The organism is Synechococcus sp. CCAP 1479/9 (genome assembly GCF_019038535.1).
In the GTDB taxonomy this organism is placed as follows: Bacteria; Cyanobacteriota; Cyanobacteriia; order PCC-6307; family Cyanobiaceae; genus Cyanobium.
Window position 1 is genome coordinate 1 of sequence record NZ_JAFKRK010000087.1, and the last position, 335, is coordinate 335.

Here is a 335-nt window from a genome sequence, read left to right on the forward strand (position 1 = left end):
CGGCTTCCATCGGCGAACTGGAACTCCTCGATCCGGTGCACCTCCGAGGCGAAGTAGTTCTCCACCCATAGACGATCCGTACTTCCGTAGTGCAGGTACAGCTGGAAACCATGGCGTTCCACCAGCCGCACATCGGATGGCTTCACATTCGTGAACATCACCACATCGCGATTCCCAACCAGGTAGTCCGTGTCAATGATCTCCTTTCGCTCGCCGCCCTGACTAATCACATACACGTCATCCCCAACTCCACCGTTCAGGCTGTCATTGCCGCTCCCCGACACCAGCCAGTCACGGCCCGCGCCGCCATGCAGCAGGTCATCGCCCGCTCCGCC

The 335-nt window shown here is 60.0% G+C and carries 1 protein-coding gene; it reads right to left on the reverse strand.

Features of this window, described 5'->3' with window-relative positions; genetic code table 11:
* Positions 1–335: calcium-binding protein (locus KUG38_RS16815; RefSeq protein WP_286196176.1), on the reverse strand; the 335-nt coding region annotated here is incomplete at both ends.